24 protein-coding genes and 1 pseudogene are annotated in these 25,010 nt (G+C 60.2%); 18 read left to right on the forward strand and 7 right to left on the reverse strand.

The features are described from left to right. Nucleotide 1: 1 nt before the first annotated feature. The 11 genes and pseudogenes from AC4PS7_RS28865 (at nucleotide 2) to AC4PS7_RS28915 (ending at nucleotide 15,154) form a co-directional block, all read left to right on the forward strand. Nucleotides 2–1,399, forward strand: a complete 1,398-nt coding sequence (locus AC4PS7_RS28865; RefSeq protein ID WP_029529119.1) for a NarK family nitrate/nitrite MFS transporter — start codon at nucleotides 2–4, stop codon at nucleotides 1,397–1,399. A gap of 57 nt (nucleotides 1,400–1,456) precedes the next feature. Further along, on the forward strand, nucleotides 1,457–5,230 hold the full coding sequence (locus AC4PS7_RS28870; protein ID WP_044287319.1) for a nitrate reductase subunit alpha: 3,774 nt from the start codon (nucleotides 1,457–1,459) through the stop codon (nucleotides 5,228–5,230). Nucleotide 5,231: 1 nt separating this feature from the next. After that, a complete protein-coding gene (gene narH, locus AC4PS7_RS28875; protein ID WP_010209830.1) occupies nucleotides 5,232–6,770 on the forward strand; it encodes a nitrate reductase subunit beta in 1,539 nt (512 codons plus the stop codon). A 3-nt stretch (nucleotides 6,771–6,773) separates the two neighbouring features. Then, nucleotides 6,774–7,529, forward strand: coding sequence for a nitrate reductase molybdenum cofactor assembly chaperone (narJ, locus tag AC4PS7_RS28880; RefSeq protein ID WP_010209831.1), 756 nt, complete (start codon nucleotides 6,774–6,776; stop codon nucleotides 7,527–7,529). Further along, nucleotides 7,522–8,202, forward strand: coding sequence for a respiratory nitrate reductase subunit gamma (gene narI, locus AC4PS7_RS28885; protein WP_010209832.1), 681 nt, complete (start codon nucleotides 7,522–7,524; stop codon nucleotides 8,200–8,202). The genes narJ and narI overlap by 8 nt, the downstream gene beginning before the upstream one ends. A 10-nt stretch (nucleotides 8,203–8,212) precedes the next feature. After that, entirely contained in the window at nucleotides 8,213–9,028 is an 816-nt protein-coding gene (locus tag AC4PS7_RS28890) for a peptidylprolyl isomerase (RefSeq protein WP_010209833.1), read from the forward strand. 1 nt (nucleotide 9,029) lies between these two features. Continuing rightward, the gene (moaA, locus tag AC4PS7_RS28895; protein ID WP_010209835.1) at nucleotides 9,030–10,016 is read left to right on the forward strand and encodes a GTP 3',8-cyclase MoaA; all 987 of its coding nucleotides are present in this window, start codon (nucleotides 9,030–9,032) and stop codon (nucleotides 10,014–10,016) included. Nucleotides 10,017–10,191: 175 nt separating this feature from the next. Then, nucleotides 10,192–12,396: pseudogene (locus tag AC4PS7_RS28900) on the forward strand (ribonucleoside triphosphate reductase); the annotation flags it as partial. Next, nucleotides 12,396–13,091: an anaerobic ribonucleoside-triphosphate reductase activating protein gene (locus AC4PS7_RS28905; RefSeq protein ID WP_021492289.1), complete on the forward strand. Its 696-nt coding sequence runs from the start codon at nucleotides 12,396–12,398 to the stop codon at nucleotides 13,089–13,091. The pseudogene AC4PS7_RS28900 and the gene AC4PS7_RS28905, both read left to right, overlap by 1 nt. Before the next feature lie 70 nt (nucleotides 13,092–13,161). Next, entirely contained in the window at nucleotides 13,162–14,781 is a 1,620-nt protein-coding gene (locus tag AC4PS7_RS28910) for a methyl-accepting chemotaxis protein (RefSeq protein ID WP_010209839.1), read from the forward strand. A 163-nt stretch (nucleotides 14,782–14,944) separates the two neighbouring features. After that, nucleotides 14,945–15,154 carry a DUF3079 domain-containing protein gene (locus tag AC4PS7_RS28915; protein ID WP_042572200.1) on the forward strand — a complete coding sequence of 70 codons (210 nt, stop codon included), beginning with the start codon at nucleotides 14,945–14,947 and terminating at the stop codon, nucleotides 15,152–15,154. On the opposite strand, the gene AC4PS7_RS28920 is transcribed toward AC4PS7_RS28915, so the two are convergent. Both AC4PS7_RS28920 and AC4PS7_RS28925 read right to left on the reverse strand, forming a co-directional pair. Beyond that, nucleotides 15,143–15,421, reverse strand: coding sequence for a hypothetical protein (locus AC4PS7_RS28920; RefSeq protein ID WP_031290936.1), 279 nt, complete (start codon nucleotides 15,419–15,421; stop codon nucleotides 15,143–15,145). The two genes, AC4PS7_RS28915 and AC4PS7_RS28920, sit on opposite strands and share 12 nt — an antisense overlap. Nucleotides 15,422–15,486: 65 nt before the next feature. Continuing rightward, nucleotides 15,487–15,963 (reverse strand): PA2171 family ribosome-binding persister protein, encoded by a 477-nt coding sequence (locus AC4PS7_RS28925; RefSeq protein ID WP_010209845.1) that lies wholly within the window; start codon nucleotides 15,961–15,963, stop codon nucleotides 15,487–15,489. Nucleotides 15,964–16,229: 266 nt separating this feature from the next. Between AC4PS7_RS28925 and AC4PS7_RS28930 the strand changes: the two genes are divergently transcribed. After that, complete coding sequence (locus tag AC4PS7_RS28930) at nucleotides 16,230–16,436, forward strand: PLDc N-terminal domain-containing protein (protein ID WP_010209848.1); 207 nt, start codon at nucleotides 16,230–16,232, stop codon at nucleotides 16,434–16,436. A gap of 62 nt (nucleotides 16,437–16,498) precedes the next feature. On the opposite strand, the gene AC4PS7_RS28935 is transcribed toward AC4PS7_RS28930, so the two are convergent. Then, the gene (locus AC4PS7_RS28935; RefSeq protein WP_069673432.1) at nucleotides 16,499–17,059 is read right to left on the reverse strand and encodes a type 1 glutamine amidotransferase domain-containing protein; all 561 of its coding nucleotides are present in this window, start codon (nucleotides 17,057–17,059) and stop codon (nucleotides 16,499–16,501) included. A gap of 199 nt (nucleotides 17,060–17,258) precedes the next feature. Between AC4PS7_RS28935 and AC4PS7_RS28940 the strand changes: the two genes are divergently transcribed. Genes AC4PS7_RS28940 through AC4PS7_RS28950 form a run of 3 tightly spaced genes read left to right on the forward strand, consistent with a single transcriptional unit; the run spans nucleotide 17,259 to nucleotide 18,639 of the window. Continuing rightward, nucleotides 17,259–17,471, forward strand: a complete 213-nt coding sequence (locus AC4PS7_RS28940; protein WP_492179878.1) for a hypothetical protein — start codon at nucleotides 17,259–17,261, stop codon at nucleotides 17,469–17,471. Nucleotides 17,472–17,473: 2 nt separating this feature from the next. Beyond that, nucleotides 17,474–17,905 carry a hypothetical protein gene (locus tag AC4PS7_RS28945; protein WP_010209854.1) on the forward strand — a complete coding sequence of 144 codons (432 nt, stop codon included), beginning with the start codon at nucleotides 17,474–17,476 and terminating at the stop codon, nucleotides 17,903–17,905. Beyond that, nucleotides 17,902–18,639, forward strand: a complete 738-nt coding sequence (locus AC4PS7_RS28950; RefSeq protein WP_047543958.1) for a DUF72 domain-containing protein — start codon at nucleotides 17,902–17,904, stop codon at nucleotides 18,637–18,639. The genes AC4PS7_RS28945 and AC4PS7_RS28950 overlap by 4 nt, the downstream gene beginning before the upstream one ends. Here the strand turns inward: AC4PS7_RS28950 and AC4PS7_RS28955 are convergent. Further along, nucleotides 18,604–19,389: a DeoR/GlpR family DNA-binding transcription regulator gene (locus tag AC4PS7_RS28955; protein ID WP_492179879.1), complete on the reverse strand. Its 786-nt coding sequence runs from the start codon at nucleotides 19,387–19,389 to the stop codon at nucleotides 18,604–18,606. The genes AC4PS7_RS28950 and AC4PS7_RS28955 overlap by 36 nt on opposite strands. A 121-nt stretch (nucleotides 19,390–19,510) precedes the next feature. On the opposite strand from AC4PS7_RS28955, the gene AC4PS7_RS28960 reads away from it, so the two are divergent. After that, nucleotides 19,511–20,671: an alpha-hydroxy acid oxidase gene (locus tag AC4PS7_RS28960; protein WP_010209859.1), complete on the forward strand. Its 1,161-nt coding sequence runs from the start codon at nucleotides 19,511–19,513 to the stop codon at nucleotides 20,669–20,671. Nucleotides 20,672–20,862: 191 nt separating this feature from the next. Here the strand turns inward: AC4PS7_RS28960 and AC4PS7_RS28965 are convergent, their stop codons facing one another. Next, a complete protein-coding gene (locus AC4PS7_RS28965) occupies nucleotides 20,863–21,789 on the reverse strand; it encodes an alpha/beta hydrolase (RefSeq protein ID WP_010209861.1) in 927 nt (308 codons plus the stop codon). Between the two features lie 163 nt (nucleotides 21,790–21,952). On the opposite strand from AC4PS7_RS28965, the gene AC4PS7_RS28970 reads away from it, so the two are divergent. Beyond that, on the forward strand, nucleotides 21,953–22,810 hold the full coding sequence (locus AC4PS7_RS28970; RefSeq protein ID WP_010209863.1) for an SDR family NAD(P)-dependent oxidoreductase: 858 nt from the start codon (nucleotides 21,953–21,955) through the stop codon (nucleotides 22,808–22,810). An 11-nt stretch (nucleotides 22,811–22,821) separates the two neighbouring features. Beyond that, a complete protein-coding gene (locus AC4PS7_RS28975; protein ID WP_236391646.1) occupies nucleotides 22,822–23,409 on the forward strand; it encodes an NUDIX domain-containing protein in 588 nt (195 codons plus the stop codon). 196 nt (nucleotides 23,410–23,605) lie between these two features. On the opposite strand, the gene AC4PS7_RS28980 is transcribed toward AC4PS7_RS28975, so the two are convergent. Together AC4PS7_RS28980 and AC4PS7_RS28985 are read right to left on the reverse strand one after the other, a co-directional pair. After that, the gene (locus tag AC4PS7_RS28980; RefSeq protein ID WP_044287314.1) at nucleotides 23,606–23,995 is read right to left on the reverse strand and encodes a hypothetical protein; all 390 of its coding nucleotides are present in this window, start codon (nucleotides 23,993–23,995) and stop codon (nucleotides 23,606–23,608) included. Nucleotides 23,996–23,998: 3 nt separating this feature from the next. Continuing rightward, the coding region (locus AC4PS7_RS28985) for an RHS repeat-associated core domain-containing protein (RefSeq protein ID WP_492179880.1) at nucleotides 23,999–25,010 on the reverse strand (1,012 nt) is incomplete at its 5' end.

A 25,010-nucleotide genomic window follows, 5' to 3' on the forward strand; every position in this document is an offset into this window, starting at 1 on the left:
CATGTCTATCGCGCAAAAGCCCGAATCGGGGCCGGTGATCCACGACTGGCGCCCTGAAGACCCGGCGTTCTGGGGCGCCAGCGGCAAGAAGACCGCCACCCGCAACTTGTGGATTTCGATCCCTGCGCTTTTGCTGGCCTTTGCGGTGTGGATGGTGTGGAGCACGGTGATTGTGCGCCTCAACGCCATTGGCTTCAGCTTCACCACTGACCAGTTGTTCTGGCTCGCGGCGCTGCCGGGTTTGTCCGGCGCGACGTTGCGGGTGTTCTACTCGTTCATGGTGCCGATCTTCGGCGGGCGCCGCTGGACCGCCCTGAGCACCGCGTCGCTCTTGCTGCCGTCACTGTGGATGGGCTTTGCGGTGCAGGATCCGAGCACGCCTTACAGCGTCTTCGTGTTGATCGCCTTACTCTGCGGTTTTGGCGGCGGCAACTTTGCCTCCAGCATGTCCAACATCAGCTTCTTCTACCCTAAGGCCCAGCAGGGCACCGCCCTGGGGTTGAACGCCGGCCTGGGCAACCTGGGCGTTTCGGTGATGCAGTTCTGCGTGCCGTTGGTGATCACCTTTGGGGTATTCGGGCTGATCGGCGGGCAACCGCAAACCCTGGCGGACGGTAGCCAACTGTGGCTGCAGAACGCCGGCTTCATCTGGGTGCCATTCATCATCCTCGTCACCGTGGCGGCGTGGTTCGGCATGAATGACCTATCCAGCGCCCGCGCGTCGTTCAGCGACCAGGCGGTGATCTTCAAGCGCAAGCACAACTGGCTGATGTGCTGGTTGTACCTGGCGACTTTCGGTTCGTTCATCGGCTTCTCGGCGGCGTTTCCGCTGCTGATCAAGACCTCGTTTCCGGACGTGGTAGCGCTGAAGTTCGCCTTCCTCGGCCCACTGGTTGGCGCACTGGTGCGGCCACTGGGCGGCTGGCTGGCCGACAAGCTGGGCGGCGCGCGAGTGACTCTGTGGAACTTCGTGCTGATGATCGTGATGGTGTTCGGCGTGCTGCACTTTTTGCCGCAGAACCAGCAGGGCGGCAACTTCTACGGTTTTCTCGGCCTGTTCATGCTGCTGTTCATCACCACCGGCATCGGCAACGGCTCCACCTTCCGCATGATCCCGGTGATCTTCCGCACCCTCCACGAAAAAGCCAGTGTCGGCAAACCCGCCGCCGTGCGTGAACAGGCCTTGAAGGACGCCAGCAAGGAATCCGCCGCCGTGCTCGGGTTCAGCTCGGCCATGGGCGCGTTCGGCGCGTTCTTCATTCCCAAATCCTTCGGCAGTTCCATGGCCGCCACCGGCAGCCCGGCCATGGCCTTCTACCTGTTTGTCGGTTTCTACCTGAGCTGCATCGTCGTGACCTGGTGGTGGTACGCCCGCAAAGGCTGCGCCACACCCTGCTAGTCCGACCCGAACTCGCGGGGCAACGCACCCCACGGCACGCCTGATGAGGAAAGCATCATGAGTCACCTACTGGATCAACTGCGGTTCTTCAACCGCAAGCAAAACGAGTTCTCCGAGGGCCACGGCGAGACCCGCAAAGAGTCCCGCGATTGGGAGAACGTCTACCGTTCGCGCTGGCAGTACGACAAGATCGTGCGCTCCACCCACGGGGTGAACTGCACCGGTTCCTGTTCGTGGAAGATCTACGTGAAAAACGGCCTGATTACCTGGGAAACCCAGCAGACCGACTACCCGCGTACCCGCAACGACTTGCCCAACCACGAACCCCGAGGCTGCCCGCGTGGCGCCAGCTACAGCTGGTACATCTACAGCGCCAACCGGCTCAAGTACCCGAAAATTCGCAAGCCACTGCTCAAACTGTGGCGTGAAGCGCGCCTGACCCTGACCCCGGTAGACGCCTGGGCGAGCATTGTCGAGGACAAGGCCAAGGCCGAGTCCTACAAGAGCAAGCGTGGCATGGGGGGATTCATCCGCTCCAACTGGGAGGAAGTGAACGAGATCATTGCTGCTTCCAACGTCTACACCATCAAGCAGTACGGCCCGGACCGCATCGTCGGCTTCTCGCCGATCCCGGCCATGTCCATGGTCAGCTATGCCGCCGGCTCGCGTTACCTGTCACTGCTCGGCGGGGTGTGTCTGAGCTTCTATGACTGGTACTGCGACCTGCCACCGGCTTCGCCGATGGTGTGGGGCGAGCAGACCGACGTGCCGGAATCGGCCGACTGGTACAACTCCAACTATATCATCGCCTGGGGTTCCAACGTCCCGCAGACCCGTACACCGGACGCGCACTTTTTCACCGAGGTGCGCTACAAGGGCACCAAGACCGTGGCCATCACCCCCGATTATTCGGAAGTGGCCAAGCTCACTGATCTGTGGCTCAACCCCAAGCAGGGTACCGACGCCGCGTTGGCCCAGGCCTTCAATCACGTGATCTTCAAGGAGTTTCACCTCGACCACCCAAGCGCCTATTTCACCGACTACGCCAAGCGCTTCACCGACTTGCCGGTGCTGGTGATGCTCAAGCCCGTGACCGGTTTTGCACCGGGCGCCGGGTTCCAGCCTGACCGCTTCCTGCGTGCCTCGGACCTTGTGGGCAACCTTGGCCAGGACAATAACCCGGAATGGAAAACCATTGCCCTTGACGAAAGCGGCGAGCTGGTCTCGCCCCAAGGTTCCATCGGCTATCGCTGGGGCGAGAAGGGCAAGTGGAACATCCTCGCCAAGGAAGGCGGGGAAGGTCGCGCCATCGACCTCAAACTGAGCCTGATGGGGGCGGACGTAGCGGAGGTGGGCTTCCCGTACTTTGCCGGCGAGTCCCACGAGCACTTCCAGCACGTGGCGGGCGATGCCGTGCAGTTTCGCCGCGTGCCGGTGCACAGCGTGACGTTGGCCGATGGCAGCGTGGCCAAGGTCGCCACGGTGTTCGACCTGTCGGCCGCCAACCTGGCCATCGACCGTGGCCTGGGCGGCAGCAACGTTGCCAAGGACTACGACGACGCCAGTGTGCCCGGCACCCCGGCGTGGCAGGAAGCGATCACCGGCGTCAGCCGCGAGAAAGCCATCCAGATCGCCCGTGAGTTCGCCGACAACGCCGACAAGACTAAGGGCCGCTCGATGATCATCGTCGGTGCGGCGATGAACCACTGGTACCACATGGACATGAACTACCGCGGGCTGATCAACATGCTCATGCTCTGCGGTTGCGTCGGCCAGACCGGCGGCGGCTGGGCCCACTACGTCGGCCAGGAAAAACTGCGCCCGCAATGCGGCTGGCTGCCCCTGGCGTTCGGCCTGGACTGGAGCCGCCCACCCCGGCAGATGAATGGCACCAGCTTCTTCTACGGCCATAGCTCGCAGTGGCGCCACGAAAAAATGAACATGCACGATGTGCTCTCGCCCATGGCGGACAAGTCGCAGTTCCCCACCCACGCGCTGGACTACAACATCCGCGCCGAGCGCGCCGGCTGGCTGCCGAGCGCGCCGCAACTCAACACCAACCCGTTGCACATCTGCCGTGAGGCGGCTGCTGTTGGCATGGATCCCAAAGACTATGTGGTCAAGGCCTGGCAGGACGGCACCCTACGCTTTGCCTGCGAGCAACCGGACAGCCCGGCGAACTTCCCGCGCAACATGTTTATCTGGCGTTCCAACCTGCTCGGTTCGTCGGGCAAGGGCCATGAGTACATGCTCAAGTACCTGCTGGGCACCAAGAACGGCGTGATGAACGAAGACATCGGTTTTGGCGGCGAAAGCAAGCCCACCGAAGCCGAGTGGGTTGACGATGGTGCCATCGGCAAACTCGATCTGGTGACCACGTTGGACTTCCGCATGTCGTCCACCTGTGTGTATTCCGACATCGTCTTGCCGACCGCCACCTGGTACGAAAAAGACGACATGAACACCTCGGACATGCACCCGTTCATCCACCCGTTGTCGGCAGCTATCGACCCGGCGTGGGAGTCGCGGTCCGATTGGGACATCTACAAGGGCATCGCCAAGGCGTTCTCGGCCATGGCGGTCGGCCACCTGGGTGTCGAGAAGGACCTGGTCACCGTGCCGCTGATGCATGACAGCGTCGGCGAGTTGGCCCAGCCTTTCGGCGGCACTGATTGGAAAAGTGCCGGTGTGGCACCGGTGCCGGGCAAGAACGCGCCGAACATGGCGGTGGTGGAGCGCGACTACCCGAATATCTACAAGAAATTCACCTCCCTTGGCCCGCTGCTGGAAAAACTCGGCAATGGCGGCAAGGGCATCAACTGGAATACCGATGAGGAAGTGAAATTCCTCGGTGAACTGAACCATCACGAAGGCGACGCGGGCATCAGCCTGGGGCGGCCGAAAATCGACACGGCCATCGACGCCGCCGAAGTGATCCTGTCCCTGGCCCCGGAAACCAACGGCCACGTGGCTGTCAAGGCCTGGGCTGCGCTGTCGGAGTTCACCGGCATCGACCACAGCCACCTGGCATTGCCCAAGGCTCACGAGGCGATCCGCTTCCGCGACATCCAGGCGCAGCCACGCAAGATCATTTCCAGCCCCACCTGGTCGGGCCTGGAAGACGATCACGTGAGCTACAACGCCGGCTACACCAACGTCCATGAAAACATCCCATGGCGCACCCTCACCGGGCGCCAGCAGTTCTACCAGGATCACCCGTGGATGCAGGCATTCGGCGAGCAGTTGATGAGCTATCGACCACCGGTCAACACCCGCACCATCGAAGGGGTGAAGGGCAAGCGCAGTAATGGCGAGACCGAGATCGTACTGAACTGGATCACCCCGCACCAGAAATGGGGGATCCACAGCACCTACAGCGACAACCTGCTGATGCTCACCCTGAGCCGTGGGGGGCCGATCGTGTGGCTCTCGGAAATCGACGCCCAGCGCGCCGGTATCGAGGACAACGATTGGATTGAGTGCTTCAACGTCAACGGCGCGCTCACCGCCCGTGCGGTGGTGAGCCAGCGGGTCAAGGAGGGCATGGTGATGATGTATCACGCCCAGGAACGCATCGTGAACGTGCCGGGTTCGGAGACCACCAAAACCCGCGGCGGCCACCACAACTCGGTGACCCGCGTGGTGCTCAAACCGACCCATATGATCGGCGGTTATGCCCAGCAGGCCTACGGCTTCAACTACTACGGCACGGTCGGCTGCAATCGCGATGAGTTCGTCGTGGTGCGCAAGATGGCCAAGGTCGATTGGCTCGATGGCTCCGACGGCGATGATCTGCCACGCCCATTGCCGACCGATATCGAGGAGAACTGAGATGAAAATTCGCTCACAGATCGGCATGGTGCTGAACCTGGACAAATGCATCGGCTGCCACACTTGCTCGATCACCTGCAAGAACGTGTGGACCAGCCGCGAAGGCATGGAATACGCCTGGTTCAATAACGTCGAATCCAAGCCCGGCATCGGCTACCCCAAAGAATGGGAGAACCAGGACAAGTGGAAGGGCGGCTGGATCCGTAACGCCAATGGCACGATCAACCCGCGTATCGGCGGCAAATTCCGCGTGCTGGCAAACATCTTCGCCAACCCCGACTTGCCTAGCCTGGACGACTACTACGAGCCGTTCGACTTCGACTACCAGCACCTGCACACCGCGCCCCTGGGCGAACACCAGCCCACCGCGCGCCCGCGTTCGGTGGTGTCGGGCAAGCGCATGCAGAAAATCGAGTGGGGGCCCAACTGGGAGGAGATCCTCGGCACTGAGTTTGCCAAGCGCCGCAAGGACAAGAACTTCGACCAGATCCAGGCCGATATCTACGGCGAGTACGAAAACACCTTCATGATGTACCTGCCGCGCCTGTGCGAGCACTGCCTCAACCCGGCATGCGCAGCGTCATGCCCCAGCGGTGCGATCTACAAGCGTGAAGAAGACGGCATTGTGCTGATCGACCAGGAAAAATGTCGCGGCTGGCGCATGTGCATCAGCGGTTGCCCGTACAAGAAAATCTACTTCAACTGGAAGAGCGGCAAGTCCGAAAAGTGCATCTTCTGCTACCCGCGCATCGAAGCCGGCATGCCCACGGTGTGCGCCGAAACCTGTGTCGGCCGTATCCGCTATCTCGGTGTTCTGCTGTACGACGCCGACCGCATCAGCGAAGTCGCCAGCACCGCCAACGAGCACGACTTGTACGAGAAACAGCTGGAGATCTTCCTCGACCCGAATGACCCGGCTGTGATCCGTCAGGCCCTGGCCGATGGCGTGCCGCAGTCGGTGATCGACTCGGCGCAGCGCTCGCCCGTCTACAAAATGGCGGTGGACTGGAAGCTCGCGCTGCCGCTGCACCCGGAATACCGCACCTTGCCGATGGTCTGGTACGTGCCGCCGCTGTCGCCGATCCAGAACGCCGCCGCTGCCGGCACCGTGGGCATGAATGGGGTGATCCCGGATGTGGACAGCCTGCGCATTCCTTTGCGTTACCTGGCCAACATGCTCACGGCGGGCGATGAAAAGCCGGTCAAGCGTGCCCTCAAGCGCCTGCTGGCAATGCGCGCCTTCAAGCGTTCCCAGCAGGTGGACGGCGTCCAGGACCTGCAAGTCCTTGAAGACGTGGGCTTGAGCGTGCCGCAAGTGGAAGAGATGTATCGCTACCTGGCCATCGCTAATTACGAGGACCGCTTTGTAGTGCCAAGCGCCCACCGCGAGGACGCCATGAGCGATGCCTTCGCTGAGCGTTCGGGCTGTGGTTTCAGCTTTGGCAGCGGCTGCAGCGGCAGTTCCGACACCAATATGTTCGGCGCGAAGAAGGCCAACCGCCGCGACGTGTTGAAAACCGTACAGATCTGGGAGGACTGAACCATGCGCATTCTTAAAGTGATCTCGCTGCTGCTGGACTATCCCACGGAACACCTGGTGAGCGGCCGCGATGAGCTGGAGCAGGCGATTATCGAGTCACGGGAAATCAGTCCCAAACAACGCGGCGCCTTGTTCGAACTGCTGGAGCTGATCTGCGCTAACGACCTGATGGATGGCCAGGAACACTACGGCGCGTTGTTCGGGCGCGGGCGTTCGCTGTCGTTGTTGCTGTTCGAGCATGTGCACGGCGAATCCCGCGACCGTGGTCAGGCGATGGTCGACATGATGGCCCAGTACGAGGCGGCTGGTTTTGCCATCGGCGTCAAGGAGCTGCCCGACTTCATCCCGCTGTACCTGGAGTTCCTCTCCACCCGCGAGGACATCGAGGCCCGCGAGGGCCTGGCGGATGTGGCGCACTTGCTGGCGTTGCTCGCGGCGCGCCTCGAAGAACGTGAAAGCGCCTATGCCAGTTGCTTCCGGGCACTGCTGCAAATCGCCGGCGCCGAGCCGCACCAGGCGGTGGCCGAAGTGCGCGCCCAGGTCGCTGCCGAGCCGCGTGACGACTCCCTCGAAGCCCTTGACAAGGTGTGGGAAGAAGAGGCCGTGGACTTCATGCAGGCCGAACAGCAGGACCGTTGCAGTGCGCTGCCGAGCGCTCCGGGCAAGGCGCGGGAAGAAAGCGCCGTGCCGTTGCACTGGGTGGATTTTCAGCAGGAAGGGCGGGCCGTGCTGCCTGCCGGGGAGGTGGGTAATGTCTAAGTGGAATTTGCTGGTATTCGGGGTGTACCCCTATGTGGCCCTGGCGATCTGCCTGTTGGGCAGTTGGGCGCGGTTCGACCTGTCGCAGTACACCTGGAAGGCCGGCTCCAGCCAGATGCTGAACAACCGTGGCATGCGCGTGGCGAGCAACTTCTTCCATATCGGCGTGCTGTTTGTGCTGGCCGGGCACTTTGTCGGCTTGCTGACGCCCGCGTCGGTGTACCACCACGTGATCAGCACGGAAAACAAGCAACTGCTGGCAATGGTCTCCGGCGGTTTTTTCGGCCTGCTGTGCCTGGTGGGGTTGCTGATGCTGATCAAGCGTCGTCTGAGTGACCCGCGTGTGCGGGCTACGTCGAGCGCGTCCGACATTCTGATCCTGCTGGTACTGCTCGCGCAGTTGCTGCTGGGCTTGCTGACCATTGTGGCCTCCACCGGGCATATGGACGGCTCGGTGATGGTGATGCTCGCCGATTGGGCGCAGAACGTGGTGTTGCTGCGGCCAGTGCAGGCGGCGGAGTCGATTGCACCGGTGTCGCTGATCTACAAGGCCCACGTGGCGCTGGGTCTGACCCTGTTCGTGCTGTTCCCGTTTACCCGCCTGGTGCACATGGTCAGCGCGCCGGTCTGGTACCTGGGCCGTCGTTATCAAATCGTGCGGCAGAAGTCGTGAGGAACACATGATGACCCAGCCTGAATTGATTGCCAGCAGTGAACAGGAATGGCCCATCGTCAGCGTCAACGGCGTGTCGATCACGCCCGAGGCGATGGCCCTGGAGCTGCAATACCATCCTGCCGAAAGCCGCGAAGCCGCGGTGTACCTGGCCGCTCGCGCGCTGGTGATTCGCGAGCTGCTGCAACAGCGCATCACCGAGTTGGGCCTGGCGGTGGACATCGCCCCCGGCGAGAACGAAGAAGAAGCCGCCACGCGCTTGTTGCTGGAGCGCGAGATCACCGTGCCGCAGTGCGACGAGGCGACCTGCCGGCATTATTTTGAAAGCAATCGAGGGCGCTTCCACAGCGCACCGTTGCTGGCGGTGCGGCACATCTTGCTCGAATGCGCGCCGGACGATGCCGAGGCACGGCAGATGGCCCATGTGCAGGCAGAAATCCTGCAGCTGAGCCTGGCGCAGACACCCGCCAGCTTCGCCGAACTGGCGCTCAAGTATTCGGCGTGCCCGTCCAAGGCCCAGGGTGGCTCATTGGGCCAGATCAGCAAGGGCCAGACCGTGCCGGAGCTGGAGCGCCAGTTGTTTACCCTGGCGCCCGGCCTGGCCGATAAGCCCTTGGAAAGCCGTTACGGCTGGCATGTGATCAGCGTCGACCAGCGCATCGAAGGCCAGCCGTTGCCTTACGAAGCAGTGGCGGGCGCCATTCGCACCCAGTTGCAGCAGGGGGTGTGGCAGAAGGCGCTGGTGCAGTACCTGCAAACCCTGATTGGCGCCGCGGACATCCGTGGTCTCGCGCTGCAAGGCGCCGACTCGCCGTTGGTGCAGTGACATGAGCCTGGTGGATGGGCTCGGCCGTTCAATCGATTACCTGCGTCTGTCGGTGACCGACCGTTGTGATTTTCGCTGTGTGTACTGCATGGCGAAAACCATGACCTTCCTGCCGCGCCAGCAGGTGTTGAGCCTGCAAGAGCTGGAGCGCCTGGCCCGGCTGTTTGTGGGCCAGGGCGTGCGCAAGATCCGCTTGACCGGCGGTGAACCTTTGATCCGTCCTGGCATTGTGGGGTTGTGCCGCACTATTGCTGCGTTGCCAGGCTTGCGTGAGTTGGTGATGACCAGCAATGGCTCACAGTTGGCGCGGCTGGCGCAGCCGCTGGCGGCGGCGGGGGTCAAGCGCATGAATATCAGCCTCGACAGTCTGGATCCCGTGCGGTTTCGGGCGATCACGCGCAACGGTGATTTGCGCCAGGTGCAGGAGGGGATAGAGGCGGCGCGGGACGCCGGGTTCGAGCGGGTCAAGCTCAATTGCGTGGTGATGAAAGGGCGTAATTTTGATGAGGTGCCCGCGTTGGTGCGGTATGCGATCGAGCAAGGGATCGATATCAGTTTCATCGAAGAAATGCCTTTGGGGGATGTAGGGCGTTCGCGGGGGGAGACGTTTTGTGCCAGTGATGAGGTGCGGGAGGTGATCGCTCGTGAGCATCTGTTGCTCGACACTGCGGAAAGCAGTGGGGGGCCGGCGCGGTATGTGCGTTTGGCGCGTTACCCCGACACGCGCATCGGGTTTATCTCGCCCAATTCACAGAGTTTTTGTGGGAGTTGTAATCGGCTAAGGATGACGGTGGAGGGGCGGCTTTTGTTGTGCCTCGGGCAGGACGACGCGCTGGATTTTCGTGAGTTGCTCAGGCGGTCTCCGTTGGATGATCGGCCGTTGGTTGAGGCGTTGCATCGGGCGTTGAGGGGAAAGCCAGCGCGGCATGATTTTTCGGGGGCGGGGGAGGTTCAGGTGGTGCGCTTTATGAGCATGAGCGGTGGGTGAGGTTGGGGGGCACCGTAAGGGCGGAACCAGGGATAGCCGTGACGGAATAAAGGGATATGCCCCGATCAGAAAACGTTGATCCCGATCAAGGGTTTCCAACGCTTCTCTCCGTAATATCACTGCATATTGTGTTTTATGTTATCGGATTGTCTATATGTAGTGTTTGGAGCTCCCAATGCAAAGCACGCTCACCCCGCTCACCAGCACCCACCTCCACAAACGCGACGGCAGCCTGGCCCCCTTCGACGCCGAAAAAATCCGCCAAGCCCTGATCGCCGCCGGCACTGCCACCGCGGAGTTTCAAGCGAACGACGCCGACCTGTTGCTGGGCGCAGTATTGGCACGCCTAAGGGGCATCGAACAACTGGACGTCGAACTCATCCAGGACAGCGTCGAACGCGTGCTGATGGACGCCGGTTACTTCCAATCGATGCGCGCCTACATCGTCTACCGCGAACAACACGGCCGCATGCGCCGTGACCGCAAGACCCTGGTAGAGGTCGCCACCTCCATGAACGAATACCTCGATCGCGAAGACTGGCGCGTGCAGGCCAATGCCAATCAGGGCTATTCCCTGGGCGGATTGGTGCTCAATGTGGCAGGCAAGGTCACTGCCAATTACTGGCTGGACGAGGTCTACAGCGAGCAGATCGGCCGCGCGCACCGCGAAGCGGATCTGCATATCCATGACCTGGACATGCTTGCCGGCTACTGCGCCGGTTGGTCACTGCGTTCGCTGTTGCACGAAGGCCTAAACGGTGTGCCGGGCCGGGTCGAAGCGGGCCCCCCCAAGCACTTGAGCAGCGCCCTGGGGCAGATGGTCAACTTCCTCGGTACCCTGCAAAACGAATGGGCCGGCGCCCAGGCCTTCAGTTCGTTCGACACCTATCTCGCGCCCTATGTGCGCAAGGATCAACTGAGCTACCCGCAAGTGCGCCAGGCCGTGCAGGAGTTCATCTACAACCTCAACGTGCCGTCGCGCTGGGGCACCCAGACACCGTTTACCAACCTGACGTTCGATTGGGTCTGCCCAGAAGATTTACGTGAACAGGTGCCGGTGATCGGCGGTGAAGAAATGCCGTTTGCCTACGGCGACCTGCAAGCCGAAATGGAGATGATCAACCGCGCCTACATCGAGGTGATGCAGGCCGGGGATGCCAAGGGCCGGGTGTTCACCTTTCCGATTCCCACCTACAACATCACCCATGATTTCCCCTGGGACAGCGACAATGCTGACCGCCTGTTCGAGATGACGGCGCGCTACGGTTTGCCGTATTTCCAGAACTTCCTCAATTCCGATATGCAACCCAACCAGGTGCGCTCGATGTGCTGCCGCCTGCAACTGGACGTGCGTGAATTGCTCAAGCGCGGTGGCGGGCTGTTCGGTTCGGCGGAACAGACGGGCTCCCTGGGGGTGGTGACAATCAACTGCGCGCGCCTGGGCTACCTGTTCAAGGGCGACACCTCAGGCTTGCTGCAACGCCTGGACAGTCTGATGGAAATGGCCATGGAAAGCCTGGAGGTCAAGCGCAAGGTGATCCAACACCACATGGATGCGGGCCTGTATCCCTACACCAAGCGTTACCTGGGCACGCTGCGCAATCACTTCTCCACCATCGGCCTTAATGGCATGCACGAGATGCTGCGCAATTTCAGCGCTGACGAGGAGGGCATGCACACCGAACAGGGCCGCGCCTTTGCCCTCAAATTGCTCGACCATGTGCGCGCCACTTTGCTGCGCTTCCAGGAAGACACCGGCCACCTCTACAACCTTGAAGCCACCCCGGCGGAAGGCACCACCTACCGTTTTGCCAAGGAAGACCGCAAGCGCTACCCAAACATCCTGCAAGCGGGCAGCGACATCGCGCCGTATTACACCAATTCCTCGCAACTGCCGGTGGGCTTTACCCAGGACCCCTTCGAAGCCCTGGAGCTGCAAGACGAACTGCAATGCAAATACACCGGCGGCACTGTGTTGCACCTGTACATGGCCGAGCAGATCTCGTCGACCCAGGCCTGCAAGCAATTGGTGCGCAAGGCGCTGGGGCGTTTCCGGCTGCCGTACCTGACGGTGACGCCGACATTTTCGATCTGCCCGGTGCATGGCTACCTCGCCGGTGAACATGAGTTCTGCCCCAAGTGCGATGAAGTCCTGGCCCTGTAGGAGCGAGCTTGCTTGCTCCCGTATGAAGCCATTCAACTCAACTCCACCCCAAGGAGATTCACCATGCAAACCTCCCAGCCACAACGCCAGCGCTGCGAAGTCTGGACCCGAGTAATGGGTTACCACCGGCCGGTGTCGGCGTTCAATCCAGGCAAGCAATCCGAGCACAAGGAGCGTGCGCACTTCACTGAAACGGCCGCTGCGGCCGGTCGCCAATGAGTCGAGCGCTGCGGGTCGGGGGCCTGGTGCCCCTGACCACCCTCGACTACCCCGGCATGCTCGCCTGTGTGCTGTTCTGCCAGGGCTGTGCCTGGCGTTGCCGTTACTGCCACAACCCGGACCTGATCCCGCCGCGCGCGAGCACGCAAATGGATTGGCGCCGGGTGTTGCTGTTTCTGCAACGGCGCCGAGACCTGCTCGACGCCGTGGTGTTCAGCGGCGGCGAGCCGACCTTGCAAGAGGGTTTGCCGGCGGCGATGGATGAAGTCCGGGCGATGGGTTTTCACATCGGCCTGCACAGCGCGGGGATCAAGCCGGCGGGGTTTGCCCATGCTTTGCGGCATGCCGACTGGGTTGGTTTTGACGTAAAGGCCCTGGCCGAAGACTGCCAGTCGATCACCCAGGTCAAGGGCAGCGGCGCCGCCAACTGGCGCAGTCTCGATATTTTGCTCGCCAGCGGCATGGACTACGAATGCCGTACCACGGTGCATTGGCACCTGATCGACCCAGCCCGCCTGCTGCGGCTGGCCCAACGTTTGCAAGCCCGTGGCGTGCAGCGCTTCGCCGTGCAGATGGTGCGCACCGCCAGCATGCTCGACACGCAACTGCCGAGTTCCCCGGCACAGGCTGCGTTACCGGAGCTGTGGGGCCGCTTGCGTGAGTTGTTTCCCGCGTTTGTATTACGAGGGTGACCCGCGCCCTCAACCGCGTTTTTATCGATGCTGCCCCTGGTGGGCAGGTGTTCATCAAGGAAGGTTCAGAATGAAGCAGTTAACCACGGCACAACGCATTGTCATCGGTTTCGCGATTGCGCCGCTGGCTCTGGTCGGTTTGGTGTTCTACGCCCTGCACGACCTCGCAACCCTCAAGCAACAATCCGAACAGATTGTGCAGCAGGACTGGCCGAAAATAGCGCCGATCATGGTGATCGCCACCGGCGTACGCGATAACGGCCGCAACACCCGTGACTTGCTGATCGACCAGGACAACCAACAAGCCCAGGAAGCCATCGGCGGCACCCGGCAACGCATCACCGAGGCGTTCGCCACCCTTGAGCCGCTGCTCGATACCGCCGAAGGCAAGGCCGCCTATGCGACCTTGAAAACCCATCGGGAAGCCTATGTGGCCGCTTTCACCCAGGTGCAGGCGCTGATCAAGCAAGGTGCTCGCGAACAGGGCCTGGCCCAGCTCAAGCAACAGGTGATGCCCGCCGAGCTTGCGGTGTTCAAGAGCCTGGACGCGTTGATGGCCATGCAGGGACGTCTGTTCGCTGAACGCGAGCAGGCGGCGCAGGTCCTGTACGACGAGGCCCGGCGCAACATGATCGGGTTGTTCCTGTTGTGTTTGGCCCTGGTGGTTGCCGCCGCGATTATCGTCACCCGCAGCGTGATTCGCCCATTGGGCGGCGAGCCGGACGAAGCCGCGCGCGTGCTGAGCCATATTGCCCAGGGCGACCTGACCATCGTGGTGCCAGTGGGCAACAGCGCCGAAGGCAGCGTGATGCGCAACCTGCACCAGATGCAGCAGAACCTGAACCAGATGGTGCGGCACATTGCGACGTCGGTGGACGGCGTGGCCAGTTCCTCCGAAGAACTGAGCGCGGTGAGCAGCCAGACCAGCAGCAGCTTGCAGTCCCAGGGCCAGGAGATCGAACAGGCGGCGACGGCGGTGAATGAAATGACCGCTGCCGTGGATGAAGTGGCGCGCAACGCGGTGAGCACCAGCGAGGCTTCGCGTCTGTCGGAACAGACCGCCCAGCGCGGCCGTGCCCAGGTGCAGGAAACCGTGGCGTCGATCAACACCCTGGCCACCGGCGTAGTGGAAACCTCCGAACGCATCCAGCAACTGGCGGGCCGCGTACAAGACATCAGCAGTGTGCTGGAAGTGATCCGCAGCATTGCCGACCAGACGAACCTGCTAGCCCTCAACGCCGCCATTGAAGCAGCGCGGGCTGGGGACGCCGGGCGTGGGTTTGCGGTGGTGGCTGATGAAGTGCGGGCGTTGGCCCATCGCACCCAGGCTTCGACCCAGGAGATCGAGCAGATGATCGGCAATATCCGCCAGGATACCGAGCATGCGGTCGCGGCCATGCACAGCAGCAGCGAGCGCGTGCAGGCGACACTGAGTGTGGCGCAGCGTTCGGGTGAAGCCTTGGATGAGATTACCCGGTCTATTTCGCAGATCAACGAGCGCAACATGATGATTGCCAGCGCCACCGAGGAGCAGGCGTTGGTGGCGCGGGAAGTGGATCGCAATCTGGTGGGCATTCGCAATCTGTCGCAGCAGGTGCTGCAAGGGGCGTTGCATACCGAGACGGCGGGGCATGACCTGGCGGGGATGGCGGGGGCGCTGCACCAGACCGTGGCGCGCTTTAAAGTGTAGCCAGATACCGGCAAAAAACTGCACTTCGCCAGGGCGTGAATAGCGGCGGCGAGCATCGAAACAGTGCGTGATCGAGAGTGAGGCTGGGCGCTTGATTTCGGTCAAGGCAGCATGGGTGTTTTAACACTAGGGTGTGAACACCGTCTCCAACAAGGCAAATGCCATGGCCAAGCCTTTTCCGCTGCACCCCAAGCATCCCGAGCGTATCTGCTGGGGGTGTGATCGCTACTGCGCTGCGAGCGACCTGGCCTGTGGCAACGGAGCCGACCGCACCATGCACCCTGCGGAGATGCTCGGTGATGACTGGTATGAGCACGGCGACTGGGGCGTTACGCCCGAGCCGCCGGATAAGGATGAGCCGTCAGCTGCTTGAGCGGGGTTTATCTTTACTGGGCTTATGGGTATCAGCAGGCTTGGCCGGCCTGGGCGGCTGCTTGTCGGTGTCTTTGGTCTTCTTACTGCTGTCGGAGGGGCTGCTGGGGTAGGTCCCCGGCGGCAGGGCAGAACCGGCGGCACCGTTACCATTCAAGGCGTTCGCGGCTGGCTCTGGGTTATCGCCGAACGCGGCGAGGGCGGGGCCAGTGAGCAAAGCGGACAGGCCGACAATGAGTAAAATCCTTTGGGACGATCTGGTCTTCATGACGCAATCCCCTCGTGTGATGGTTCCAGAGCCTGGATTACTCTCAGGCCCTGGTCATGCCTCGATCAAGCCGCCATGGGCTTGGTCGACTGCAACTTCTTGTGCGCTGCTTTCATCGCTTCCATTTCGGCGCCCAGTTCTTCCAGCAGCGCTTTGCCTAGCAGCTTTTTAGCTTGCGGGAACATCTCGGTTTCCTCTTCCTCGATATGGTGCTCCAGCAATTCCTTGACCACTTTGACGCGGCCGGAAAACTCCGTTGTCGAAGGCTCGGTCTGCTTCAGGTCCGGCAGTACCAGGGTGTCAACGGTGCGATGCTCTTCCTTGGCCTCGTGGTACATGATGTCTTGTTCCTTGCCACCAGCCTTCCTGAACGCCGGGTAGAGGATTTCTTCTTCCAGCCTGGTATGCAGGCTGATTTCGGCTTCCAGCTTGGCCAACAACTCAGTGCGTTTTTTCACCCCACGTTCGGTGGATTCACTCAACTGAGTCAACAGGGCCTTTACGCGTTCGTGGTCGGCTTTGAGCAGGTCAATCGCATTCATGGGTGACACCTCACGGGGAAATCAGGGCGTGTCGACATGCACACCTCGTCCATGACAGGAGTGCATCAGTTGTACCAACTTGAGCTGTTTTTAATTCGTGAGGAAATTCAAAGGCCTACGATGACATGGCGACTGAACCTGTCGTGCAGGTTGCATGGTCGGTGCGGTTGCACGTTGCATTCCACAACCCCGGGACATTCGCGCAAATTTTAATGAACCCTCGCGCTAAACACTTGACCTAACGTGTACGACCTAGGAGGTGAAGCATGGAAATTCAATATATCTGGATCGGTTTGGCGGTGGTTCTACTGCTACTGGAATTGTGGGCGATCAATATCGTATTGCGCAGCACTGGGGGCTGGGAGACCAAAGGATTGTGGGTGGTGGTGCTTATCTTTGTGCCACTTTTGGGCCTTATCGCTTGGGCGATGTTCGGGCCTAAACGCGAAATGCCGCAGCAGCATAAAAGCTGAGGCAGAAGTAGATAGAGAACAGGCGCCGTCGAGGCGCCTGTTTTCGTTGCGCGGTAGGCTTATCAGCCTGCCAATGCCTTGGCGATCGCCTCATTGAACGCCGGCAGATCATCCGGGGTGCGTGAGGTAATCAGGGTCCAGCCATTGGCTTTGCAGACCTTGACCTCTTCATCGACCCATCCGGCGGCGCCGGCGTTTTCCAGATCGATGCGCACGCTCTTGTAGGAGGTCAGGGTCTTGCCTTTGATCACACCGGCATCGATCAGCGCCCAGGGGCCATGACAGATTGCCGCCACGGTTTTGCCTGCCTCGACGAACTCGTTGATCAACTTCTGCGCCGCTGCATCCTGGCGCAATGTGTCAGCGTTGACGGTACCGCCAGGGATCACCAGTGCATCGAAATCACTGCCCGACAGCTCGGACAGCTTCGCATCGGACTCAACCGTCGTGTCCTTCTCGGTATCGCCGACGAAGGTCTGGGTGATGCCGCCTGTGCTGGAGCCGTGGGTCACTGTCGCGCCATAACCGCGCAGCGCTGCCAATGGTTTGAGCAGTTCATCGCGCTCGATACCGGTGTTGGACGTGATGACCAGAATCTTCTTGCCGTTAAGGTTTGAACTCATGATCGAATGTCTCCTGATGGGTGTACGAAGGATGGGATATGGGAGAGTTGATCCGGGTCGGGTGGCAAAGGTTTAAATTAATTTTCAGCAAATTTGCACCGGGTTGGCGCGGGCAATTTCCTTGAACTATCCAGGGCCGCAGGCTTCTGCTGCATAGGCGCTCGCTATTTTTACCCGCGCCATTGATTGGAGAACCACCATGACTGCCGATAAGACCCCAGCCCCCATCAGTTCCGAAGAAACTCAGAAGGGCACTGATAAAGCCACAAAAGGCCAGACCCTGGAACGCCCGAATCCCAAGACCGAAACCGTCGATAAAGTGCTGACCCCCACCTCGGTCAAGGACACCGAGCGCCAGACCGATGCCATCAACGAACAGGCCGCCAAGGCCGAGCGCAAGCTGGGCCACTGAACATGGCCCGTTCTATTTCTGCGTCGGAGTTGGGCATCGAGCTCAAACCTGGCGATGACGGCAGCCTGTTCAAGTGGTTTATCGCCAGCTTCCTGATGGGCAAGCGGATCCAGGCACCGATTGCCGCACAGGCCTACAAGGTGATCGTTGAAGAGCAAGGCCGCGATACCGCGCGCAAGCTGCAGCACTGCACGTCGCGTGAGTTGGTAGCCATGCTCGGACGCGCGCATTACGTGCGCTATGATGAAACCACTGCCCAACGTTTACTCGACCTCAGCGCCAAGTTGAACGCCGAGTATGCCGGCAAGATCACTCATATGCGCAGTGCCAGCGAGAGCCGAGAGGCCTTCGAAAAACGCCTTGGGGCGTTCGACGGGGTCGGGCCCAAGACCATCGAGATTTTCATGCGTGATGCCGCCAAGGTGCTGTTTTGACGGCAACGCTGTTTGTGGGCTGTGCCGGCTGGAGTTTGCCGCGTGAGTACTGGGCAGCATTTGCCGAGGAGGGCACGCATTTGGAGCGTTATGCGTCGCGCTTCAATGCGGTGGAAATCAACAGTTCCTTCTATCGCCCGCACTTGGCGAAGACGTACGCGCGGTGGGCGCATTCGGTGCCGTCGGGCTTTCGTTTTTCAGTCAAGGTGCCCAAGCGCATCACCCATGAATTGCGCTTGCATGGCTGCCAGGCCGCACTGGATGCGTTTCTTGGACAATGTCTGCAACTGGGTGAAAAGCTGGGTTGCCTGCTGGTGCAATTACCGCCTTCGTTGCAATACGAACCGAGTGTTGCCGACGCATTCTTCACGGCGTTGCGCCAACGTTTTACCGGTGACGTGGTGCTTGAACCACGGCACGCGAGCTGGTTGGCGGCTGAAGAGATGATGCAGGCTCTGCAGATCGGGCGGGTGGCTGCCGACCCGCCGGTGATCCCGGCGGGAGATGTGCCGGCCGGTTGGCAAGGCGTGCATTATTGGCGTCTGCACGGAACACCGCGTGTCTATCACAGTGGCTATGGGGCTTCACGCGTTCAGGCGTATGCGCGTGTGTTGAGCGCGTCCGTAGCGGCTGGTATTCCTACCTGGTGCATCTTCGACAATACTGCCAGCGGCCTGGCTACGCCTGATGCGCTGTCACTACTCGACGTCCACTCGCAACACTTCCAACCCTAGCTGCTCATACGCCTCTACACTGGGCACATGCCATTCGGTGATCAGCGTGTGAATGCGACTGCACGGCGCCACCACAAAGGGCTCCACGGCGCCGAGTTTGTCCGCCATGGTCACCGCCACCACGTGGGACGCACTGTCGAGCAAGGCTTGCTTGACCGCCACCTCATCGAAGTGCAACGAGCTGATGCCCACTTGCGGATGCAGTGCGCACACGCCGGTGAATAGCACGTCGGCCTTGATGCTCTGGATCATGCGCACGGTTTCATGGCCGCTGGTAGACAGCGTCGCCGGGTTGAGCTGGCCGCCCGTGAGGATCACCTTTACGTCAGGGTGGTCGGCCAAGGCGATGGCGATCATGGGGGATGTCGTGACCACAGTGAGACGCATCGAGCGTGGCAACGACTGGGCAATCTGCAGCGTGGTAGACCCGGAGTCGAACAGTACGATTTGCCCCTCTTCCACGCGGTCGGCAGCGAGCCGGGCGAGGTGACGCTTGGCCTCGTTAGTCTCGCCGACACGGGTGAAGAAGTCTTTGCCGGTGTCCTTGGGCCGGGGCAGGGCGCCGCCGTGTACGCGTTGCAGCAGGCCGGCGGCGGCGAGTTCGCCGAGGTCGCGGCGGATGGTGTCCTGGGACACTGCAAAGTGGTCCACCAGCTCCGAGGCGGTGACTTTGCCGTCACGTTCCAGCAGCAACAAAATCTTCTGCTTGCGCAAAGAAGGCAGGTCGATGGCTTGATGAGTGGTGTGCATGGTTTTGCGTCTTTTTGCGTGTTTTTGCGAGATTAGTCGCGCTGCGATCTAAACGCAATGGCTGGTTGTGCGGCTGATGGGCGGTTACTCTCAGCATTCAGTTCAGGGAGAGGTGACCTAGATGCCGTTGATCACAACCATCGAAGATTTACGCAAACTCGCGCAAAAACGTGTCCCACGGATGTTCTACGACTACGCCGATTCCGGCTCCTGGACTGAGAGCACTTACCGGGCAAATGAAAGCGATTTTGCCTCTATCAAGTTCCGCCAGCGGGTGGCGCGCAACATTGATGAACGCTCGATCCGCGCCACGATGATCGGCCAGGAGATGGCCATGCCGGTGGCGCTCGCACCCACCGGGTTGGCCGGCATGCAGCACGCCGATGGCGAGATTCTCACCGCCCGCGCCGCCGCCGCGTTCGGCCTGCGCTACACCTTGTCGACCATGAGCATCTGCTCCCTGGAAGACATTGCCGAGCACGTCGGCCAGCCGTTTTGGTTCCAGTTGTATGTGATGCGCGACCGCGCCTTTATCGAACAACTGATCGAGCGCGCCAAGGCTGCCGGCGTGGACGCGCTGGTGCTGACCCTCGACCTGCAGATCCTCGGCCAGCGCCACAAGGATCTGATCAATGGCCTGTCCGCGCCGCCGAAATTGACCCTGCCGAATATCCTCAACATGGCCACCAAGCCGCGCTGGGTGATGGGCATGCTCGGCACCCAGCGTCGTGGCTTCGGCAATATTGTCGGGCACGTGAAAGGTGTGGCGGACATGAGTTCGCTGTCGTCCTGGACCGCCCAGCAATTCGACCCGCGCCTGAGCTGGGACGATGTAGAGTGGATCAAGAAGTGCTGGGGCGGCAAGTTGATCATCAAGGGCATTCTCGATGTGGAAGATGCGCACCTGGCCGCGAATGCCGGTGCCGACGCACTGGTGGTGAGCAACCACGGCGGTCGTCAACTCGATGGCGCGCCTTCGAGCATCAGCCAGTTGCCGGCGATTGTCGAAGCGGTGGGCGAGCGCATTGAGGTCTGGCTCGACGGTGGCATTCGTTCCGGGCAGGACGTGCTCAAGGCGATGGCATTGGGCGCCAAAGGCACCATGATCGGTCGCCCGCATTTGTATGGTTTGGGGGCCATGGGCGAGGCAGGTGTAACTAAGGCGCTTGAGATTATCGCCCGAGAGCTGGACGTGTCGATGGCGCTGTGTGGGTATAACGATATACGCGATGTGAATCGCGAGATTTTATTGCCGGGGACATTTCCCGAAAGCGTTTACTGAGCAAAAAAATCGTAAAAATATAAAAAGAGTTGTCCACGAAAACCGTGGGTATCTCTGTGGATAACTTTGCGAAGCCCCGGCAGGGTTGGCGATTTATGCAGAGATCATTATTTGATCAACTTCTGGTTTGGCCCCGCATGGGCTGGGTTTGCGCTTGACATGCAAGCGCGAACCCAGTGCCGGAAAGCGTTTTATGAGTCGCGATCACGGCCTGTGGAGTGCGTGACAACGTGGGGTGGTGCCTTCGCTTGCATCAGTTTGTCCAGCGCCTGGCCATAACTGCGACCGGCCAGGCTCATGCTGTTGTTATGGCTGGCACCGGGCACCAATAACAGCCGCTTTGGCTCCTGGGCGGCTTCAAACAGCTGCTGGCTGAAGCGCGGCGGCACGTAGCGATCGTCAAGGCCATGTACCACCAGCAGCGGCATACGGATATCGGCAATCTTGTCGATGGAATTGAATTTTTGCGACAGCAACCAGCGCACCGGCAACGACGTATTCGCCACGGCCGTGGCCACATCCGCCAGCGATGTGAAGGTGGACTCGATCACCAGGCCGCGCACCGGCAGTGGTGTTTGTCTGCCCAGTTCGGCAGCCAGGTCGATGGCCACCGCGCCGCCCAGGGAATGTCCGTAGATCAGGCGTTTGCTTGGGTCCGGTTGCAGTACCTGGAAACGCTCCCAGGCAATGCGTGCGTCTTCGTATACGGTGGTTTCCGACGGTAATTCGCCGCGGCTCTGGCCGAAGCCGCGATAGTCGATGGCCAGTACCGAATAACCCAGGGCGTGCAGTTGCTCGATGCGAAACAGTTGCCCGGTGAGGTTCCAGCGTACGCCGTGCAGGTAGAGGATGGCAGGTGCGTCCTTCTTGTCCGCCGGGTACCACCAGCCATGGATATTCTGTCCGGATTTGAAACTGGCCGGCTTGAGTTCGAACTCCTGCACCGCCTTGGGCAAGCCGCTGTACCAACTGGCGGTGCCCGGCTCGATGCGAAACACCAGTTCGCGCTCCTTGTGCTGCAGCACGGCGCAACCCACCGGCAGACCGACGATCAACAAGGCCATGCACACCATGGGAAACCAGCGCAGGCTCAGGCGCGAGAGGAAACGAGAGGACATAAAGGTTCCAGGAAAAAGATGAATCAGGGGTTTTACCAGATGGCCCAACCAGGCAGGAATTATTTCGACAGCCGTAAACGGGTATTCCTTGCAAAGTGTTACACCATTGAACAACGCGTGCCGGGGTTGTTAGGGTGGGCGGCCCGAACAGGAGAGCAAGCACATGGAATTCACAGGCAAAACCGCACTCGTCACGGGTGGCGCACGCGGGTTGGGGCTCAGCTATGCACGGGCTTTGGCCCAGGGCGGCGCGCGGGTGGTGATCAGCGATATCGGCGCCGATAATGCCGGCGTTGGCAGCGATGCTTCGGTGGTCCAGGCCGCGGCAGACACCTTGCAGGCCGAGGGCTTGAACGTGATAGGTCACGGTGGCGACCTGTCCACGAACACCGGCTGCCAGCAACTGATCGCGTACGCCATCGAAGCCTTTGGCCAACTCGACATTCTGATTCACAACGCCGGCTGGGTCGGTTACCAGAACATCGCCGACCTCGATGCCGCGTTCCTGCAACGCGCCATGGACATTAACCTCTATGCGCCGCTGTGGCTGTGCAAGCATGCCTGGCCGCACCTGCTGCGCTCATCCGCGCCGCGCATCATCCTCACCACTTCCGACCGCGCCATGTACACACAATATGAGCAGACTGGACTGGTGGCCTACAGCGCGGGCAAGATGGCGCAACTGGGGATCATGAACGCGTTGAGTCATGAAGGTGCTGAGGCGGGGATCAAGGTCAATGCGATCTCGCCGGTGGCCAAGACGCGCATGTGGGGCGTTACCGAAGAACCGGATGAACTCAAGCCCGACTGGGTGACGCCGGGGGTGGTGTTCCTCGCCTCTGAGCAATGCCAGGACAGCGGTTACATCCTGCGCGCCAGCAACGGGCAATTCACGGCCACGCGCTTCACCGAGAACCCCGGGGTGGACTACCCGCGGAACCTCGCACGGATCAAGGCGAGCAGCGCAGAAGCAGTCGCCGCCGCCTGGAACAGCATCAAACAAGCACAACCCCTTTCTTGAGAAACCCGAGCATGGACAACAGCCCCGTTCGCATGACCGCCGAAGAAACCCTCTCGGAAAACTGGTACCTGCTGAAAAAATACAGCTTCGACCTGCGCCGCCGCGACGGCAGCTGGCAAGCCCAGACCCGCGAGGTGTACGACCGCGGCAATGGCGCGACCATCCTGCTGTACAACCGCGAGCAGCGCACGGTGTTGCTGATCCGCCAGTTTCGCATGCCGACGTTCGTCAACGACTATCACGGCTACCTGATCGAAGCGGCGGCCGGATTGCTCGACAATGCCAGCCCCGAAGAACGTATTCGCCTGGAAGCGGAAGAGGAAACCGGGTATCGCGTGGGGCATGTGGAGAAGATTTATGCAGCATTCATGAGTCCGGGTTCGGTGACGGAGCGGATTCACTTTTTCATGGGTGAATATCAACCAGGGGATCGGGTGGGGAGCGGTGGCGGCCTTGAGGAGGAGGGTGAGGATATCGAGGTGTTGGAGTTGGGCTTTGATGAGGCGTTGGCAATGGTGCAAAACGGCGAGATTGTGGATGGGAAGACCATCATGTTGTTGCAGCATCTGGAATTGCGGATGTTGAAGGACGGCTGGTGAGTCAATTTTTGTCGTGAGAAGGCTTGCCCTGTGCCGGGCTGCCCAGCAGCCCTAAAAACGGTCAACACGTGTTCACTTGAAAACACCCATCGTCTGGATCGGGGTTGTTTCGCGGTCCAGCGCAAGCAAGTAGATTGTTTAAATGGCGGATTATCGTAAGATCTAGTTGGATTCCTCGTGAGGCAGACGGCGGTTGTTAACGGGTTTGCAGAGACTCGGCCCACTTATTTCGATAAGCGATCTGCTCATTGATATCGTTTGTAAGATTGCTTTCTTCGTAATCGAATATACGAACGAGTTCCGCATCGGGCTCACTCATTGTTACGTCATAAGCAACTAATCCGCTTGACATCTGTGAGGCCATTGCAGAGGGGTAGACACTCACCTTTGAACCTTTACACAAAAAAGCTATTTCACTGAACTCTCTTCTTAATAATCCAAAGCATGTATATATATCTATGTCAGAGTATGTTTTTTTTGTGCCGTCGGTAAATGTTATAGAAAGTGTTGATGTCGCTCTGTCAATCCCAAGTGTAGCGGTTTCTCTTTGGGTGTTTTTGATTATGGTTATGTCGAGTTCTTTCATTGGTCATTTTCTATTTGGATTAATGAGTGAGTAGCCTTTATGCGTTCCATCATCGTGGACGGGTGTGGCTCCTAGAATATCCTTGGTATCTATCCGGTTTGGTATGGCAATTTCGCGCTCCTTTTTATAGTCGGATAAAATGCCTAGTTCTTTGTTGACATCCCGACCCGGAATTTTCTTTAGGGTGTAAAGATAGCCTTCCTCAAACCCAAAGGATGTTGCGAACGTCAACCCTTGCTCCCTTGATATCGATGTGCTCACAAAATTGCTTGGTGGACTCGCATTGTTTTGCGAGTGTAAGTATAGGTCAGTGCTTTTTCCTCTGCTCTCAAAGCCTGTTTCAAAAATTTCGTCCGGGTGCCTTGAGTCCCCTCGATATAAATATTCTTGTTTTTTACTTGATGCTGGTAGCGAAGGAGTGCCGTCGTCTACGTTCAGCTGTTTATTTGAGTTTTCTGTGTTTGTGTGTGGTTTGCATCCATCCCCGCCGGGACACGTGTTCAAACCCAGTGGATCAACCCAGCCCGTAGGGTTGGGCACGTATTGGTACGCATTGATCCCACCCGCCAGCTTCACCGGGTCCGGCGTGAGGTAACGACCAATATCCGGATTGTAGTAGCGATGGCGGTTGTAGTGCAGCCCGCTTTCTTGGTCGAAGTATTGGCCCTGGAAACGCAGCGGGTTGTCGATTTTTCCGATGTCGAGACGGGTGATTTCACCGTAAGCACGGTAATGGGCGGACCAGACGATTTTGCCATCGGAGGCGGTGAGTTCCTGCGGCGTACCCAGGTGGTCGAGTTGGTAGTGGTAGGCCTTGGTTTCCTTTGGACCGAAACCTTCCAGTAGGACCAGCGGGCGAAAGGTGTTCGGCTCGTAGAGGTAACTGCGGTGGCGATCCGCGTGGTGCTCGGCGATCAGTGTGTCGCCCTGCCAGAAAAACTCCGTAGTGATGCCGTCAAGGGTTTTGCTGATGCGCCGCCCAAACGGGTCGTAGCAATAGCTGACAGTCTGGCCA

Source organism: Pseudomonas sp. DW-iso3 (assembly GCF_058725305.1).

What these genes read in the sequence shown, in the direction of transcription:
- AC4PS7_RS28865 (WP_029529119.1), top strand. Translation starts at nt 2, where the DNA reads ATGTCTATCGCGCAAAAGCCCGAATCGGGGCCGGTGATCCACGACTGG.
- AC4PS7_RS28870 (WP_044287319.1), top strand. Translation starts at nt 1,457, where the DNA reads ATGAGTCACCTACTGGATCAACTGCGGTTCTTCAACCGCAAGCAAAAC.
- narH (WP_010209830.1), top strand. Translation starts at nt 5,232, where the DNA reads ATGAAAATTCGCTCACAGATCGGCATGGTGCTGAACCTGGACAAATGC.
- narJ (WP_010209831.1), top strand. Translation starts at nt 6,774, where the DNA reads ATGCGCATTCTTAAAGTGATCTCGCTGCTGCTGGACTATCCCACGGAA.
- narI (WP_010209832.1), top strand. Translation starts at nt 7,522, where the DNA reads ATGTCTAAGTGGAATTTGCTGGTATTCGGGGTGTACCCCTATGTGGCC.
- AC4PS7_RS28890 (WP_010209833.1), top strand. Translation starts at nt 8,213, where the DNA reads ATGACCCAGCCTGAATTGATTGCCAGCAGTGAACAGGAATGGCCCATC.
- moaA (WP_010209835.1), top strand. Translation starts at nt 9,030, where the DNA reads ATGAGCCTGGTGGATGGGCTCGGCCGTTCAATCGATTACCTGCGTCTG.
- AC4PS7_RS28905 (WP_021492289.1), top strand. Translation starts at nt 12,396, where the DNA reads ATGAGTCGAGCGCTGCGGGTCGGGGGCCTGGTGCCCCTGACCACCCTC.
- AC4PS7_RS28910 (WP_010209839.1), top strand. Translation starts at nt 13,162, where the DNA reads ATGAAGCAGTTAACCACGGCACAACGCATTGTCATCGGTTTCGCGATT.
- AC4PS7_RS28915 (WP_042572200.1), top strand. Translation starts at nt 14,945, where the DNA reads ATGGCCAAGCCTTTTCCGCTGCACCCCAAGCATCCCGAGCGTATCTGC.
- AC4PS7_RS28920 (WP_031290936.1), bottom strand. Translation starts at nt 15,421, where the DNA reads ATGAAGACCAGATCGTCCCAAAGGATTTTACTCATTGTCGGCCTGTCC.
- AC4PS7_RS28925 (WP_010209845.1), bottom strand. Translation starts at nt 15,963, where the DNA reads ATGAATGCGATTGACCTGCTCAAAGCCGACCACGAACGCGTAAAGGCC.
- AC4PS7_RS28930 (WP_010209848.1), top strand. Translation starts at nt 16,230, where the DNA reads ATGGAAATTCAATATATCTGGATCGGTTTGGCGGTGGTTCTACTGCTA.
- AC4PS7_RS28935 (WP_069673432.1), bottom strand. Translation starts at nt 17,059, where the DNA reads ATGAGTTCAAACCTTAACGGCAAGAAGATTCTGGTCATCACGTCCAAC.
- AC4PS7_RS28940 (WP_492179878.1), top strand. Translation starts at nt 17,259, where the DNA reads ATGACTGCCGATAAGACCCCAGCCCCCATCAGTTCCGAAGAAACTCAG.
- AC4PS7_RS28945 (WP_010209854.1), top strand. Translation starts at nt 17,474, where the DNA reads ATGGCCCGTTCTATTTCTGCGTCGGAGTTGGGCATCGAGCTCAAACCT.
- AC4PS7_RS28955 (WP_492179879.1), bottom strand. Translation starts at nt 19,389, where the DNA reads ATGCACACCACTCATCAAGCCATCGACCTGCCTTCTTTGCGCAAGCAG.
- AC4PS7_RS28960 (WP_010209859.1), top strand. Translation starts at nt 19,511, where the DNA reads ATGCCGTTGATCACAACCATCGAAGATTTACGCAAACTCGCGCAAAAA.
- AC4PS7_RS28965 (WP_010209861.1), bottom strand. Translation starts at nt 21,789, where the DNA reads ATGTCCTCTCGTTTCCTCTCGCGCCTGAGCCTGCGCTGGTTTCCCATG.
- AC4PS7_RS28970 (WP_010209863.1), top strand. Translation starts at nt 21,953, where the DNA reads ATGGAATTCACAGGCAAAACCGCACTCGTCACGGGTGGCGCACGCGGG.
- AC4PS7_RS28975 (WP_236391646.1), top strand. Translation starts at nt 22,822, where the DNA reads ATGGACAACAGCCCCGTTCGCATGACCGCCGAAGAAACCCTCTCGGAA.
- AC4PS7_RS28980 (WP_044287314.1), bottom strand. Translation starts at nt 23,995, where the DNA reads ATGAAAGAACTCGACATAACCATAATCAAAAACACCCAAAGAGAAACC.